This window comes from Lentzea sp. NPDC005914 (assembly GCF_040629405.1).
GTDB lineage: Bacteria > Actinomycetota > Actinomycetes > Mycobacteriales > Pseudonocardiaceae > Lentzea.
This window is the reverse complement of record NZ_JBEXVQ010000002.1, coordinates 246125-260922: the sequence shown is the minus strand read 5'-3', so window position 1 is coordinate 260922 and position 14798 is coordinate 246125. Positions and strand designations below refer to the sequence as shown.

14 protein-coding genes are annotated in these 14798 nt (G+C 68.9%); 4 read left to right on the top strand and 10 right to left on the bottom strand.

Features of this window, described 5'->3' with window-relative positions:
* Positions 1-17: 17 nt before the first annotated feature.
* The 4 genes from purM to ABZ345_RS04035 form a co-directional block, all read right to left on the bottom strand.
* Positions 18-1079, bottom strand: coding sequence for a phosphoribosylformylglycinamidine cyclo-ligase (purM, locus tag ABZ345_RS04050; RefSeq protein WP_359842698.1), 1062 nt, complete (start codon positions 1077-1079; stop codon positions 18-20).
* Between the two features lie 29 nt (positions 1080-1108).
* Positions 1109-2614 carry an amidophosphoribosyltransferase gene (gene purF, locus ABZ345_RS04045; protein WP_359842696.1) on the bottom strand — a complete coding sequence of 502 codons (1506 nt, stop codon included), beginning with the start codon at positions 2612-2614 and terminating at the stop codon, positions 1109-1111.
* A gap of 147 nt (positions 2615-2761) precedes the next feature.
* Entirely contained in the window at positions 2762-3085 is a 324-nt protein-coding gene (locus ABZ345_RS04040; protein WP_359842695.1) for a hypothetical protein, read from the bottom strand.
* Positions 3085-3831 (bottom strand): maleylpyruvate isomerase N-terminal domain-containing protein, encoded by a 747-nt coding sequence (locus ABZ345_RS04035; RefSeq protein WP_359842693.1) that lies wholly within the window; start codon positions 3829-3831, stop codon positions 3085-3087. Before ABZ345_RS04035 ends, ABZ345_RS04040 begins: the two co-directional genes overlap by 1 nt.
* Positions 3832-3926: 95 nt before the next feature.
* Between ABZ345_RS04035 and ABZ345_RS04030 the strand changes: the two genes are divergently transcribed.
* Positions 3927-4250, top strand: coding sequence for a type VII secretion target (locus ABZ345_RS04030; RefSeq protein ID WP_359842691.1), 324 nt, complete (start codon positions 3927-3929; stop codon positions 4248-4250).
* On the top strand, positions 4247-6217 hold the full coding sequence (locus ABZ345_RS04025; protein WP_359842689.1) for an alpha/beta hydrolase: 1971 nt from the start codon (positions 4247-4249) through the stop codon (positions 6215-6217). Before ABZ345_RS04030 ends, ABZ345_RS04025 begins: the two co-directional genes overlap by 4 nt.
* On the opposite strand, the gene ABZ345_RS04020 is transcribed toward ABZ345_RS04025, so the two are convergent.
* Positions 6214-6591 carry a sterol carrier family protein gene (locus ABZ345_RS04020; RefSeq protein WP_359842688.1) on the bottom strand — a complete coding sequence of 126 codons (378 nt, stop codon included), beginning with the start codon at positions 6589-6591 and terminating at the stop codon, positions 6214-6216. The two genes, ABZ345_RS04025 and ABZ345_RS04020, sit on opposite strands and share 4 nt — an antisense overlap.
* 58 nt (positions 6592-6649) lie before the next feature.
* Between ABZ345_RS04020 and ABZ345_RS04015 the strand changes: the two genes are divergently transcribed.
* Both ABZ345_RS04015 and ABZ345_RS04010 read left to right on the top strand, forming a co-directional pair.
* Complete coding sequence (locus ABZ345_RS04015; protein WP_359842686.1) at positions 6650-8191, top strand: FtsK/SpoIIIE domain-containing protein; 1542 nt, start codon at positions 6650-6652, stop codon at positions 8189-8191.
* On the top strand, positions 8188-9888 hold the full coding sequence (locus ABZ345_RS04010; protein ID WP_359842684.1) for a hypothetical protein: 1701 nt from the start codon (positions 8188-8190) through the stop codon (positions 9886-9888). Before ABZ345_RS04015 ends, ABZ345_RS04010 begins: the two co-directional genes overlap by 4 nt.
* Before the next feature lies 1 nt (position 9889).
* On the opposite strand, the gene ABZ345_RS04005 is transcribed toward ABZ345_RS04010, so the two are convergent.
* The 5 genes from ABZ345_RS04005 to ABZ345_RS03985 all read right to left on the bottom strand — a co-directional run bounded on the left by ABZ345_RS04005 (position 9890) and on the right by ABZ345_RS03985 (position 14733).
* Positions 9890-11536 (bottom strand): glycosyl hydrolase family 28-related protein, encoded by a 1647-nt coding sequence (locus ABZ345_RS04005; protein ID WP_359842682.1) that lies wholly within the window; start codon positions 11534-11536, stop codon positions 9890-9892.
* 44 nt (positions 11537-11580) lie between these two features.
* The gene (locus tag ABZ345_RS04000; protein ID WP_359842681.1) at positions 11581-12399 is read right to left on the bottom strand and encodes an ESX secretion-associated protein EspG; all 819 of its coding nucleotides are present in this window, start codon (positions 12397-12399) and stop codon (positions 11581-11583) included.
* On the bottom strand, positions 12396-13634 hold the full coding sequence (locus ABZ345_RS03995; protein ID WP_359842679.1) for a PPE domain-containing protein: 1239 nt from the start codon (positions 13632-13634) through the stop codon (positions 12396-12398). Before ABZ345_RS03995 ends, ABZ345_RS04000 begins: the two co-directional genes overlap by 4 nt.
* Positions 13635-13649: 15 nt before the next feature.
* The gene (locus ABZ345_RS03990; RefSeq protein WP_359842677.1) at positions 13650-13994 is read right to left on the bottom strand and encodes a transcriptional regulator; all 345 of its coding nucleotides are present in this window, start codon (positions 13992-13994) and stop codon (positions 13650-13652) included.
* Between the two features lie 154 nt (positions 13995-14148).
* Positions 14149-14733, bottom strand: a complete 585-nt coding sequence (locus tag ABZ345_RS03985) for a DUF3558 domain-containing protein (RefSeq protein ID WP_359842675.1) — start codon at positions 14731-14733, stop codon at positions 14149-14151.
* Between the last annotated feature and the right edge of the window lie 65 nt (positions 14734-14798).

The following is a 14798-nucleotide window of genomic DNA, read 5'->3' as shown; positions in this document are numbered from 1 at the left end:
AAGGTTGCCCGGCAGTTCTAGAACCTGGGGTGGTCACCGACGAGCGCGGCGCCGCCCACCTCGGACTTGGTGATCTCGCCGAGCACCCACGACGGGACGTGGCGCGCGGTGAGCACGGCCAGGGCGCGGTCGACGTCCTCGGGCGCGACGACGGCGACCATGCCGACGCCCATGTTGAACGCCTTCTCCATCTCCTCGCGCTCCACCCGACCGCGCTGGGCGATCAGCTGGAACACCGCGGACGGCGTCCAGGTGCCGCGGTCGAGCGTCGCGTGCATGCCATCGGGCAGCACACGGGCCAGGTTCGCGGCCAGGCCACCACCGGTGACGTGCGAGAACCCGCGGACCTCCGTCTCGGCGATCAGCGCGAGGCAGTCCTTGGCGTAGATCTTGGTCGGCTCGAGCAGCTCCTCGCCGAGGGTGCGGCCGAACTCCTCGACGTGGCCCTCGAGCGGCATTCGCGCGATCTCCAGCAGCACGTGCCTGGCGAGCGAGTAGCCGTTGGAGTGCAGGCCCGACGAGCCCATCGCGATGACGACGTCGCCGTCGCGGACCCGGTCCGGGCCGAGCAGCTTCGACTGTTCGACCACGCCGACGCCGGTGCCGGAGATGTCGTAGTCGTCGTCGCCCATCAGGCCGGGGTGCTCGGCCGTCTCTCCGCCGAGCAGTGCGCAACCGGCCTGGACACAGCCCTCGGCGATGCCCTTGACCAGCGACGCGATCTTGTCCGGGTCGACCTTGCCGACCGCGATGTAGTCCTGCACGAACAGCGGCTCGGCACCGCAGACCACCAGGTCGTCCACGATCATGGCGACCAGGTCGATGCCGACGGTGTCGTGCTTGTCGAGCGCCTGCGCGATCGCGATCTTGGTGCCGACGCCGTCCGTGGAGGAGGCGAGGATCGGCTCCTTCCAGCGGTCGAGCTTGAGCTGGAACAGGCCCGCGAACCCGCCGATGCCACCGAGAACCTCGGGCCGATGCGCCTTGGCCGCCCACGGCTTGAGCTTCTCCACCGCCTCGTCACCTGCGGCGATACTGACTCCGGCGGCGGCGTAGGTGGCCTTGGCGCTGTCGGTCACGTCAACTTCTTCCACTTGGATCTGGGAGCTCAGGGACGACGCAGGGCGTCTTCGGCACCATAGCCGCTCGCCAGGACGGGAGCGGCTGAGCCCGCCACGCCCTTCAGGCCCTCGAGCAGGTGCTTGCCCATGAGCGCGTCCGGCGGCAGCTCGATCGGGTACTCGCCGTCGAAACAGGCCGAGCACAGCCGCGTCTTGGGCTGCTCGGTCGCGGCGACGAGCTGCTCGAGCGACACGTACCCGAGCGAGTCGGCACCGACCGAGCGGCGGATGCCGTCGTCGTCCAGGCCGTTCGCGATGAGCTCCGCCCGTGAGGCGAAGTCGATGCCGTAGAAGCACGGCCACTTGACCGGCGGCGACGCGATCCGCACGTGCACCTCGAGCGCACCGGCCTCGCGCAGCATGCGGACGAGAGCGCGCTGGGTGTTGCCGCGCACGATCGAGTCGTCCACGACGACCAGCCGCTTGCCGCGGATGACGTCCCGCAGCGGGTTCAGCTTCAGCCGGATGCCCAGCTGGCGGATGGTCTGCGACGGCTGGATGAACGTCCGGCCGACGTAGGCGTTCTTGACCAGGCCGGACCCGTACGGGATGCCGCTGGCCTGCGCGTACCCGATCGCGGCCGGCGTACCGGACTCCGGCACCGGGATCACGAGGTCGGCCTCGACCGGGTGCTCCTTGGCCAGGCGGCGGCCGATCTCGACGCGGGTGGCGTGCACGGAGCGTCCGGAGATCGTCGTGTCCGGCCGCGCCAGGTAGACGAACTCGAAGACGCAGCCCTTGGGCTCGGGCGTCGCGAACCTGCTGGACCGCAGCCCGTCGCCGTCGATCGCGATCAGCTCACCGGGCTCGACCTCGCGCACGAAGCTGGCGCCGACGATGTCCAGCGCCGCCGTCTCGCTCGCCACGACCCAGCCGCGGTCCAGCCGGCCGAGCACCAGCGGGCGGACACCGTGCGGGTCACGCGCCGCGTACAGCGTGGATTCGTCGGAGAAGACCAGGCAGTAGGCGCCCTTGACGGTCGGCAGCAGCTCCAGCGCGGCCTGCTCGATGCCCTTGTCCGCGGCGGCGTGGGCCAGCAACGCGGTGAGGATGTCCGAGTCGGTCGTCGCACCGTTGCGGCTGGAGATGCCGAGTTCCTTGACCTTCTCCAGCAACTCGGCGGTGTTCACCAGGTTGCCGTTGTGGCCGAGGCTCAGCCCGCTTCCGGCCGCCGTCGTGCGGAACGTCGGCTGCGCGTTCTCCCAGGTCGTGGACCCGGTGGTGGAGTAACGGCAGTGCCCGACGGCCACGTGGCCCTTCAGGCTCTGCAGGACCTGCTCGTCGAACACCTGGCTGACGAGCCCGAGGTCCTTGAAGACGACCACCTGCGACCCGTCACCGACCGAGATGCCAGCCGCCTCCTGGCCGCGGTGCTGCAGCGCGTAGAGGCCGTAGTACGTCATCTTGGAGACGTCTTCCCCCGGAGCCCAGACGCCGAAGACGCCGCACTCCTCACGGGGTTCCTGTTCGGACTGGGACGGGTCGGCGACCACCGAGTTGGCTCCCTAACGACGGGGCTGGCTACGTCCCGAGTGTAAGTGGAGCAAGGGGCCAACTACCCCCTCCGGACCCCCGGTGAGGTGACGAAACTCATGCATTCAGACGCCGAAAACGCCTTCAGGGCAAGATGATCTTGCCCGTCACGCCTTCTTGCAGGTCTTCATGTGCGTCACGACGTTCGAGTTGCCGAACGCGTTCCCCTTCTCCTGCTCGACCAGGCAGAGGACCTCGTCGCCGACATCGGCACCACCGGTGATGTCGCTCTTCGTGTTGGACAGCTTGGTCAGCCCACTCGGATCCAGTGCACCCTTCGGGGCAGCGCCCACCAGTTCGAGCCTGAACAACTCTGTCGGGGTGCTGTTGTCGAACGACACGATCTTGTACCGCACCTCCTGTGCCTGCCAGTTCGCCGCACATCCGGCGAGCAGCAGGCAACCGAGCAGTGCCGCGGTCAGCTTGCGCATCAGTGCCCCCGTCCGACCTGAAGGACGTCCAGCACGCGCCGGTCGCCGGTCATCTCCTTGAGGTTCATCCGGTTCCAGAGCCAGAAGTAGACGAGCTCGGCCTCGCCGGTCACCTGCGCGTCGCCCTGTTCACCGGGAGCCGCGGCCCGCGTCTCGGGCACCTCACCCGGCGTGAAGGAGATCAACCAGGACTCGGGCACGTCCGTCGGCCGCACCACTGCCGTACCGGAGACCTCGGTCGGCGAGTCGCCGTCGAGCTTGGCCGCGACGATCGTGGTCAGCACCTCGTCGATGCCATCGGTGCAGAGATCCGTGTCCGTCCCAACGAGCTGGCGGACCACTGTCTGCGCGTCGAAGCGGCGCAACACCGTCTCGTGGGCGATCCGGCGGTGCCACACCCACGCGAGGTCAGGTGCCGCCGGTGAGAACGTCCACACAGGGCGATTTCCCGGCACGGCCGTCAGGATCTCTCCGGCCGCGGTGAGCTGCAGGTCCAGGTACTCGAGCGGCGCCAACCCGGTCGGCGGAGCCGGCGGCTTGATCGGACCGCGACTGCCGGTGCGCAGATAGGCGGTGGAGGTCTCCAGGAAGCGGGCGAGGTGGACGACCAGGTCCTGGACGGTCCACCCCGGACGCGTTGGCACCTCCGCGGCCGGGTCCGCGTCCGCCACTGCCTTGCGGAACATCTCCGCCTGTTCGATGAACACAGCGGTCCACCGCTGAGCCGTCCACCCCGTCTGCACCATGAGCGACATGGTGCCGGAAACGCTCAACGCGTGAGTGGGGAACCGGTCATGATGCTTCTGCGTCGCATGGATCAAGGACCAACCAGGGGGTGGCGATGTTCGGCGTTGAGCCCGAACTGCTGCGCAACGCGTCCAAGGAGTTCGGCAACGGCTCCGACGCGGTGCGCGAGGCAGCGGAGATGATCTCGATGCTCAAGCTGGACGCGGGAGCACTCGGCGAGGTCGACGCGGCGGCCGAGTTCGCGGACGCTCTGGCGAAGTTCGTCGGCACGCACGCCCAGGACCTGCAGCGCGGTTCCGCCTGGATCACCGACGCCGCCGAAGGTCTCGTGTCGAACGCCGAGGCCTACCAGCGCACGGACGACGACCACGCGTCGATGCTGACGAAGCTCATGCAGGGACTTGGGGGCGGCAAGTGAGCTACACGGATCCGGAGAGCCTGTACGGAAAGCTCGCGTCCGGGGACGTCGGTCGCATCGCTGCCGCCGCCGACCCGATCACCGGTGCGATCAGCGCCGTCGGCCGCGCTGGCGATTCCGTGGCCAAGGGCGGCAGGACCGCGGTGAGCAACTGGGTCGGTGACGCGGCGACGAAGTTCACAGCACGGGCCGAGCTGTCCGCTAACGCCGCGAAGGCCGCAGTCGAACGGCTCGGTGCGGGCGTCGACATCGTCCAGGCCGCATCACGGGCCTACGGCCAGATGCGCGGCGCCGCGGACCAGGCGATCAACGTGTGGCGCAGCCGTCCGCCCGGCATGGACGAGGAGCAGACCCGCACGCTCGCCAACCAGGTCAACGACTCCCTGACCAAGGTGAAGTCGGGCTACGACAACGTCCTGCGTTCGTACGCGGGCGCGCTCACCAAGATCCCGCCGGGCTTCGAGGAGTCCGCGCGCACGGACTGCGGCTGGGACCGCGCAGCTCAGCGGGCGGGTGCGGGCGGTGCGCTGCCACCGGTGCCACCGCCGGGAAGCGACCCGAAGGCCGTCGCCGACTGGTGGAAGTCGCTCAGCAAGGACCAGCAGGACGCGCTCAAGAACACCAAGTACCAGGAGCTCGGCCAGCTCCGCGGACTGCCGGCCGACGTGCTGGACTACGCGAACCGCAAGCGCATCCCCGAGGACGCGGCACGGTTCAACGCGGAGAAGGACCAGCTCAAGCAGCAGCTGGCGGACCGCGCCCGGGAACTCGGCGTCGACCCGAACTCGGCGGAGGGTCAGCGCGCCCTGCGCAACGACGCCCAGGGTTCGCAGCTGATGTCGCAGTACGACGAAGCCGCCCGGCGCGCGAAGAACGCGGACAACGCGGTCGGCGCGTTGAAGACGGCCGGGGACCTGAGCATCGCGAACGGCAAGCAGGCATACGTCCTGTACTGGAGCCCTGACGGCGCCGGTGCCAAGGAAGGCTCCCTGGCGGTGGCGTACGGCAACCCCGACACCGCCAAGAACCTCGCCGTCTGCGTCCCCGGCACGACCTCGGGCCTCGACGGCTTCAGCCAGGAACAGGCAGCCCAGCTGAGCGCGAAGATGGGACCGGACGGCGCCGCGATCCAGTGGCTCGGCTACGACGCGCCGGAGTTCTCGCTCGGCCAGGTCAACGACCCGGCGCAGGCCAAGGAAGGTGGCGCGATCCTGGCGAAGGACGTCGAGGGTTACCGCACGGCCAACCCCAACGCCCACGTCACGGTGATCGGCCACAGCTACGGCAGCACGGTCGTCGGCTACTCCGCCATGGACAACGGACTGAAGGCGGACGACATCGCGTTCGTCGGCTCGCCCGGCGTCGGAGCGTCCAATGTGGACCAGCTGTCGGCCGGCAGCGGGCACGTCTACGTCGGTGGCACGGAACACGACCCGGTGATCCAGGCCACGAGTGGCGACTGGTTCACCAAGGACGGGTCCTCGACCGGCCCGTACGACTCCTCGTTCGGCGCGAAGACGTTCGGCACGTCCGGCGAGGCCGGGATCGGGCACGCCCACTCGTCCTACTACGACAAGGGTTCCGAGTCGCTCGACAACCTGGCGAAGATCGCCAACGGCCACGGCGGCGACGTCAGCGCGCAACGGTGGCAGGACGCTCCTACGCCGCGCGAGGTGCCGGGATCGGACCTGCCGGGCGTCGGGCCGGTCATCGACTGGGGTGTCAACACCGGCAAGGAGGTCGTCGACATCGGCGAGGACGTCTGGCACGGCGGCGGTCAGGTCGTCGACGACGTCTCGAAGGGCAACTGGGGTGACGCGGCCGGCCACGCCTGGGACACCACGAAGGAGGTCGCCAGCGACGCCGGTGACGTCGTGGTCGACACGGTGGGCAACGTGATCGAGGTCGGGAAGGACGTCGTCGACGGTGTCGGCGGCGCGATCAAGACGGTCGGTTCGTGGTTCTAGAAACGCACGACCGGCAGTAGGTGTGAAAGGTCGGCTCGGGTGCCGGAGGCGGTGACCCGAGCGCCGTCCAGGGCTTCGGCCCAGTCCAGAGCACCGGTCGCCAGTTCCAGCCACGTGCGGGGATCGGTCTCGACCACGTTCGGGGGCGTGCCGCGGGTGTGCCGCGGGCCCTCGACGCACTGCACGGCGGCGAACGGCGGCACCCGGACCTCGACGCTGCGACCTGGGGCGATGTGTTCCAGGGTGCGCAGGCTCAGGCGGACGGCAGCGGCCAGCACCGGACGTTCCGGCTGGTCGGCCTCGCCCCGCAGCCACGGGAGCACCGCCTGCACCGCTGCTCGCATCTCGGCGGGGTCGACGGGCTTGGCTGGCACGTCGCCCACATTAGCGAAGCGGCAGCGGCGGTCCCCGGGCTGTTGGTATATCTGGACGGTGATCAGGAACTTCGCCGTGGTCGGTCCAGGGCAGGCGACGAGGGAGCGGCTGACGGCGGCGCTCGCGGCGGCGCCGGACATGGCCGTCTACCGGATCGGGCGCGGGGCGGACCCGTTGCCCGTGTCGGCGACCTTCGACCCGTCGGACCAGGCCGGCTGCCGGAGCCTGCTCGACTGGTTCGAACGCGGGGCGCCTTCCGGTGCGGTGTTGCTGCTCGACGACTGGGGGCTGTGCTTCGAGCAGGACCCGGAGCTCGACCAGGTCGTCGAGTGGATCGCGGCGTTCGGGCCCGCACGCGGCGTGCAGGTCGTCGTGACGGCCCGGAAGTGGAGCGAACTGCCGGTCCGGTTGCGGCGGCACCTCGACGGCGAGGCGACGGACTTCCTGGCGCTGCACGGGATCGAGGCCGATCTCAGCGACAAGTACCAGCGGCACGACCTCAAGGCCGCTGTCGGTGTCGACGAACGCGGATGGCCGGTCTACCTGGACATCAGCGTCGACGGCAACGGGCTCACGGGTGCCTACTACGGTCCACAACGCGGGCAGAAGCTGCTCAGCGCGTTGCTGGGACTCATGATCACGCACTCGCCGCAGGACCTGAACCTCGGCCTGATCGACATGAAGAACTCCCGGGTGTTCGACAGCCTGAACCCCGCGCCGCACGTGTCGTTCGCGCTCAAGGGCGAGGACCAGGACGAGCTGTTCGAGCGGTTCCAGGTCGGCCTGGAAGGCGAGCTCAACCGGCGGCAGGAGCTCATGCACAAGGCGGGGTGCCGCAACTTCACCGACTACGGGGCGCAAGCCGGCGTGGAACCGTTGGCGTCCTTGCTGATCTGCGTCGACAGCGCCGAGGTGCTGATCGAACGGCTGCCCCGCTTCGCGGACACGCTGAAGGCGCTCACCAGCGCCGGCCGCATCCGGGGCATCCACCTGCTCTACTCCGGCGACGCGTTCCCGCAACAGCTGCCGTACAACGTCCCCGAGTGGCCGTTCGCGACGCCTCCGCACGACATCGAGGAGTGGATCGAGGCGTTGCCCTGGGCGCTGGCCGGCTCCGCGCCGCCTGCTCGCCCGGTCGTGTTGCCGGCGCTGCACCAGAACTACGTCGAGCTCAAGCTGGACATGCTGCCGCCCGGTGCCATCGGCGTGGTGGACGAGCCGTACCTGCAACGCCGTGACGTGCTCGTCCCCACCTTCACCGACCAGCTGCGGCACGGCGCCATCGTCGGCAAACCCGGCACCGGCAAGAGCACCACGCTGCGCACGCTGGCCACCGTCCTGGGCGACCTGACCGAGTACCAGCTGCTCGACGGGCCTGGCGAGCCGCTGGACCCGGAGCGGCACATCGTGGTGACCGCGCGCTCGTGGGACCAGGTGCCGCCGTTCATCAGGAACAGCCTCGCGTTCGCCGTCGAGTTCCGGCTCGACGACCCGGCCACCTCGCTCGTCGACGCCCGGCAGGCTGCCCGCGTGCCCGACCAGCCCGGCTACGGTCTGTCCGTACCGCACCGACTACACGCACAGATAGCGCTTCCGTGACCCCACTCGCCCTCGTCGGCCCTCCGCACCTCACCGCATCGCGAATCCCTGCCGCACAAGGCGTCTACCGCATCGGACGGGGCCAGTCCGCGGTGGCGGCCGTCAGCTTCGACCCCTCCGACGAACGCCGCAGGCAGAACCTGCTGACGTGGTTCGAGCGCGGTGGCGAGCCCGGCGCGACGCTGCTGATCGACGACTGGAAGCTGTGCGCGGAAAGCGATCCCGGCCTCGCCGACGCCGTCCGGTGGATCACGACGATGGCGCGCGGCGTCCAGGTGATCATCACCGCTCGCGCGCTCGGCGATCTGCCCGACGGTGTCCGGCTCGCCGTCGAGGTCCTGGACTTCCTGTCGCTGCACGGGATCCACGACTTCAGCAAGACGATCGCGTGGAAGGGCAGGTGGTGGAAGGTCCCGATCGGCGTCGACGGCTCGGGCGAACCGGTGGTCGTCGAGCTCACCCGTTTCGCCGACGGAAAGTGGCGGACCGGATCGCACCTCAGCGTGACCGCGCCGGACGCGTTCCGGAGTCTCGTGCTGGGGCTGATGACCACGCACTCACCCCGGTTGTTCCAGACGATCTTCATCGACGCGCACGACACGGACACGTTCTCCGGGCTGGACCAGGCGCCGCACGTGCAGTCCCATCACCGTCACGCGGCGAAGAACCCCGCACGGCTGGCGGACGCGCTGCTGGCCGAGTCGGCGCGCCGGCTGGAGGTCGTCGGCAACACCTGGACGATCTTCCACCACCGCGGCTTCGACCAGGTGCTGCCACAGCTCCTCGTCTGCGTCACCGGTCTCGAGGACATAATCGCGGCCGAACCGTCGTTCGCCTCGGACCTCGCGATCATCGCCAAAGACGTTCGTCAGTCGGGGATGCAGCTGCTGCTCGACAGTCCACACGCGACTGCGGACCTGCGGATCGACGACTGCACCGCGCCCGCGAACCTCGACGAGCTCGCGATCTCGTTGCCGTTGCTGATGCACCGCGACGAGCCCGCGCCGGACTTCTTCACCCTGCACGAGATGCCGAAGCACGCGTGGCGACCGCGTCCCGTCGCCCTGCAGTACCGGGCTCCTGTTGGTGCGGACGAGCACGGGCAACCGGTGGAGGTGGACCTGAAGTCCACCCACCTGCAGGACGGGATGGGCCCGCACGGCGAGGTCGTCGCACCACCCGAGCGACGCGCGGAAGCCCTCAACGCGCTGATTCTCGGCCAGATGCTGCGCCACTCACCGGACGACCTGCGAGTCACGTTCATCGGTGGCTCCACCGGCCTCGACGAAGCACCGCACGTGTGGCACGGGGATCTGCTGGACGATCTGGAGCGACGCACCAGGACGTTGGCGGAGGGCGGCTACCGGACCATCTGGGACCTCCGCGCGGCGCGACCCGCCGGCACCCCGCTGCCCGAACTCCTGATCTGCGTGAACGGCGTGCGCGACCTGGTGGAGGCCGACCCGGAGTTCCTCAACGTCCTCAAGTCGCTCAGCGAGGCAGGACGCAGCTACGGCCAGCACCTGCTTCTCGCCGACTCGATCCCGAGCGACTGGCCCGGCATCTCGCTGTCGTACCGCCTGGTGCTCACCGAGGACGGCTGGACGCGCCGGATCAGCAGATCGGTGGAGAGCTTCGTGCTCCCCACCGATCTCGCCGGCGTGACCCGCTCGCTGCCCGTCGCGATGCGCGGCTAGTTCAGGAGCGGCACAACTTCCGTTGTGCGTCGTAGAGGTTGCGAGGCGTCACGTCGGTGCTGCCGTAGAGCTCCAGCCGCGAGTTCAGCTCACCGGCGAAGTCCGGCTTGTCGATCTGACCGAAGTCGCGGACCTCGGAGATCGCGACGGTGGCGCTGCACGGCGCGACCTGGTCGATGCGGACGTTGCCGGCACGCTGGTTCGTGACCGTCACGTTCCAGTGCGCGAAACGGGCGCCGTACAAGGGGCCCGCGTTGGCGCTACCGCCGTGCGCACCGACGTTGTTGATGGTGACCTCGGTGCGGACGTTGCCGAACGGCAGACCGCGGTGGGTGTCGAAGACGTCGTAGTCCATCTTGCCGCGAGTCCAGACGTTGCCGCACGACAGGCCTTCGACGTTCAGGCCGTGGTTGCCCGCACCCGCCTGCGAGGGCTCGGACGGCGCCTCGATCACGAACCCGTCGGTCAGGTTGTCGTGCGACTGCTCGCGCGTCGCGTACGCGTGGTGGTGGCCGCGGCCGGAGACACGCGTGTTCAGCAGCGAGACTCCCTTGGAGGACACCAGGAGGAACCCGTTGTCGACGTCCTGGACGTGCACGTCGTCGGCCCAGCAGTCCCACGCGCACTGGAACACGAGACCGTTGTACCCCTTGTCCTGCAGGTGCTTCGGCGTCGGCGTCTTGAACATCTCGATCTTGATGCCCTCGACCCCCGCACCCGTGACGACCGGCGCCATCGTGGTCAGGCGCGCCTTCCACTCCGGGCGGATCTCCACCGGCAACGGCTGCGCGAGCTTGACCCTGTTGCCGCGCACCCACTCCACGCGCACCGGCCACAGGAACGGGAAGTACGACAGGAGCTTGTCCTTGTCGTCCCACTTGTAGGTGGCCGTGCCGGGCACGTCACCGCACATGTACTTGGGCAGCGAGTAGTTGTCGTCGTCCACCCGTAGCAGTACGCGCTGACCGGCGCACAACTTGTGTCCATTCTCGACAGTCACGACGAACGAACCACGCGCCGCGGAGCCGGTGACAGCGGTCAGCGTCGAACCCTGCTCCAGTTCGTTGCCCGTCCAGCCCTCGAACGGCCACTTGTGAGCCTTGATCGCGTCGACCAGCGGCTGGTAGCGGTCGCGGTGGCACACCCACACCAGGCCGCCCGACCAGCTCCACGCCGAGTTCTCCGAGCCGTAGCGGCTGCGGTTGATGCCGACGATCTGCTCCAGCGACCGGGTCGCGTAGAAGGTCGTCTTCGAGCTGCCGGCACCGCGCAGCACCACGTTGTCGTAGCCGATGCGGATGATGTCGTCGATCCGGTAGCGACCGGGCGGCACGTGGACGGTGCCACCGCCCAGCCTGCCGACGAACTCGATCGCCTTGTTGATCGCCACCGAAGCATCGGCGGAACCGTCGCGACGAGCGCCGAAGAACAGCACGTTCGCGAGGACCGGCCGACGAGAAGGCCGCTCACCCGTCCGGTAGCCGGCGTAGGCGATGTTCGGGATCTGCGGGTGGTTGTACGGGTTCGCCACGAACTCCTGCCACAGCGAGGCGGAGGACTCAGCCGCCGAGGCTGTCCCCGTCATCGCTGACGTGCCGACCAGCGCGACCCCTGTAGCCAGCAGGAATCGCCGTCTGTCGATGTTCATTTCGCCGTCTCCAAGGGGTCTTGGCCACGGCGGCGGTGGTCAGATCAAACCAGACTCGGGCCGCCCGCGGAACGAACTGCTTCCGCGATCAGCTCGTCCACCTGGTGCATCATCCGGCGGACGTCGGTCGGCGTGAACGTGCTCCACGGCGGCTGACCGTTCGACGAACGGCGTTGCTGCAGGTAGCGACCCTCTTCGGTGTCGAAGAACGCGACCACGCGATCGGGCCGCCAGCGCTTGCCGTACTTGTCCCTGGCCGCCGCGCCGAAGTTCCCGGTGTGCACGAGACCGGTGAACATCTGCACCAGCGCCTTCGCGTCGGCCTCGCGCAGGCCGACGCCCCGGAACGCGGCCTCCATCGACTTCGGCGAGCCGTCGGTCTGGGAGATCGCCTTCTCGATGTCCGCGCTCGGCAGCGTCACCGAAAGGCCAGTTCCGGAGGGGTGCGAGGGCAGCACGGACAGCACGGCCGAGGCGAGCCCGGAGCCGGCCCACGGCTGGAACGTCAGCTGGTCGTCGCGCAACGTCGCGAGCGCGCCCCAGTCACCGTTCGCGACGGCGAGGACGCGCACGCTGTGGCCGAGCCAGAGGCGGCCGTCCGCCTCCCGCTCGGGCTTGACGAACATGCGCAGCAACCCGTCCAGCTCGGACGAGAGACCACGCGAGTTGCCCAGGCGCCGGTAGTCCAACTGCTGGTAGACGCGGTTCTCGAGCTGAATGCGCTCGTCCCGCGTCTTACCGGGCGTGGGAACCTTCAGAACGAGCGGCATCGGGCCGGCGTTCATCCGTTCCCACACCACGTCGAACTCCTCGGCGGAGAGAGTGATCGGCTCTCTCTCCGCCGGAGCGCCGAACAGGCTCACTCCGAGAAGCCTCCGATGACCGGCGGCGCGACCATGCGCTCGTCACCGAACACGTCGTCGGTCTCGACCAGGTAGTCGGCGGACTTGTGCTCGAGGTCGTCCTCGCCCTCGCCCTTCTGGCCGTGCGCGCCACCCGCGCCCGTACCAGCGGCTCCGCCCTTGCCGGCACCCGCACCGGAGCCCATGGCCCCGCCGCGCATGCCTTCGGGACCGGAACCCATGCCGGGCATGGAGCCGGGCTTCAGCGAGCCCTGACCCGACGACGAGCCGAGCGAGCCGGACATCGGGCCGAACGCCTTGCCGCCACCGAGCTGACCACCGCGAACGCCACCGGCGCCGCCACCACCGCGGACACCGCTGGTGCCGCTCGTGGTCGGCCGGGTGAACACGGGTCCGCCAGGCGTCGGGGTCGGCGTGGGCGTCGGAGTCGGGTGCGGCAGGTTCGTCGGCGGAGGAGTCGGAATCGACGGCGGAGGAGTGGGCTGCGTCCACGACACGTGCGTGGTGTCGGTGGCCGGCGGCGGCGTCCACGCCTGCGAGACGTGCTGCTGAGTCGTCGGCGACGGCGTCGTCCACGACGGCGAGGTGGTCGTGTTGCCCGATGGCGTGTGCGTACCCGTCGAGCTGTAGCCGGCGTGGGTGTTCTCGGTGCCGGTCTGGCCGGGAGGCGGCGTGTCGATCACGACCTGCGGCGGCTCCGGGAACTCGCCGAGCGTCGAGGAGTTCCAGCGGCTGTCCGACTGGTAGTCCTCCATGACCTTGACGGCCTGGGCTGCGGCGTTGTCCGCGGCGGCTTCCTGCTTCTCGTGGTCCATCTGCTGGCCGACGACGTGCGCCATGCCGACCGGACCGGTCATCGCGCCGACGGCCATGTCCAGGATGCCGGGCTTCTCGGTGGTGACCGGGACGACCTCGGGCATCTTCTTGCGCGCGTCGGCGATGAACTCGCCCTGCAGGCGCGCGGAGCTCTCCATGGTGCCCGAGCCCTGCTCGGCGTATCCGGCCCACTCCGCCAGCGGCGACAGCGCGGCACCGGCGGACTCGGCGGCTTCGGACTCCCAGCCCGCGCCCATCTTGGTCAGCGCCGCGTGCAGGTCGCCGTCGATCTGGGCCAGCGTGTCCTTGATGGTCTTCCAGCCGCGTTCCACCGGGATGGAGGCGGAGACGCCAGGCCCGGAGTTGATCATTTCGTACAGCTCGGGGTGGGCGTACCCCTGATAGCGGTGCTCAGTCATCGGTCAGCTCCCCCCTCAGCCCAGGTCCCGGTTGTGCTTGCCCCACATGGCCGTGTTGTCGCCCTCGACCTTGCGGTACTGCTCCTCGATCATCTTCAGCTGGCTGATCACACCGACGAGCTGCTCGCGGTAGACGTTCAGCGCTGCGATCGCCTTGCCTGAGGTCTGCTCGTTGAAGGCCTTCGACGTCTCACTGCTGATCGGGTCGTGCGCCCAGGGCTTCGTCGGCAGCTCGACCACTGCCCGCCTGATCTTGGCGTCGAACTCGTCGAGCGCGTGCTCGAAGGCCTTTCTTGCTTCCGGAATGGCAGACGGGTCCACCTTCAGCTTGCGCTGACCGAACTCGGCAGGTGTGGACACGCCACCTCCACCGCCATCCGCGAGATACACGGCACACCCTCCTCAGATACGGCCCCCAGGGATGGGCCGCGTGTGCATTTGGAACGACTTTAGCTCTGATGCATGACGCGAGTGACCGGTTCCCGGTACAAGGCGCGTAGTTCTACTCAACTCGTCATTTGGTCGCGAGCACGGCACCTACTGCGTTGGCGAACTTCTTCGCCTGCTCGCAGGTCGCGTCCATCGTGGACTTGGTGTCGCCAATGGCGTCGACCAGCAACAACTGCCCGTCGTGCGCATCGATGTAGATGTCGCAGCCGGGGCCGAGCCCCGCCTGCGGGACCTTGTTGAGGTAGGCCGGGTAGCCGGCGATCTGCACCGGCGTGAGCTCGGTCTCGCTGGTCGTCCTCTTGAGCCGATCCACACCGCCGTTGACCAGCGTGTAGATGGCGGAGATGTACGTGCGGTCCTCATAGGTGTTGGTGCAGGTCTTGCTGCCCTCGCCGTACTCGGCCAGAGGATCGCGGGGCGTCACGATCCTGACGCCGAGGGCGGCCTTCACCTCGGGCGTGTACAGCGAGCACGGGTCGAGGGTCTTCATATCGACGGCCTTGGGCCTGTCCACGGGGGCAGTCCCGGCAGAAGTTCCGGTCGTCGGCGTCCCACCGGTCTGGTTCCCCGCCGTGGGCGTCCCCGGCTGGGTCGAAGAACACCCGGTCAGGACCGCTGCCAGCACGAACGGGACGGCAAGTCGAAGCATGACGGCCAACGTATCGGATCGCCGCGCACGGAGTGTTGCGATTGACGTGGCCCGTGTCACCCATA

What these genes read in the sequence shown, in the direction of transcription:
- ABZ345_RS04030 (WP_359842691.1), top strand. Translation starts at nt 3,927, where the DNA reads ATGTTCGGCGTTGAGCCCGAACTGCTGCGCAACGCGTCCAAGGAGTTC.
- ABZ345_RS03995 (WP_359842679.1), bottom strand. Translation starts at nt 13,634, where the DNA reads ATGACTGAGCACCGCTATCAGGGGTACGCCCACCCCGAGCTGTACGAA.
- ABZ345_RS04035 (WP_359842693.1), bottom strand. Translation starts at nt 3,831, where the DNA reads ATGGTGCAGACGGGGTGGACGGCTCAGCGGTGGACCGCTGTGTTCATC.
- ABZ345_RS04005 (WP_359842682.1), bottom strand. Translation starts at nt 11,536, where the DNA reads ATGAACATCGACAGACGGCGATTCCTGCTGGCTACAGGGGTCGCGCTG.
- ABZ345_RS04040 (WP_359842695.1), bottom strand. Translation starts at nt 3,085, where the DNA reads ATGCGCAAGCTGACCGCGGCACTGCTCGGTTGCCTGCTGCTCGCCGGA.
- ABZ345_RS03985 (WP_359842675.1), bottom strand. Translation starts at nt 14,733, where the DNA reads ATGCTTCGACTTGCCGTCCCGTTCGTGCTGGCAGCGGTCCTGACCGGG.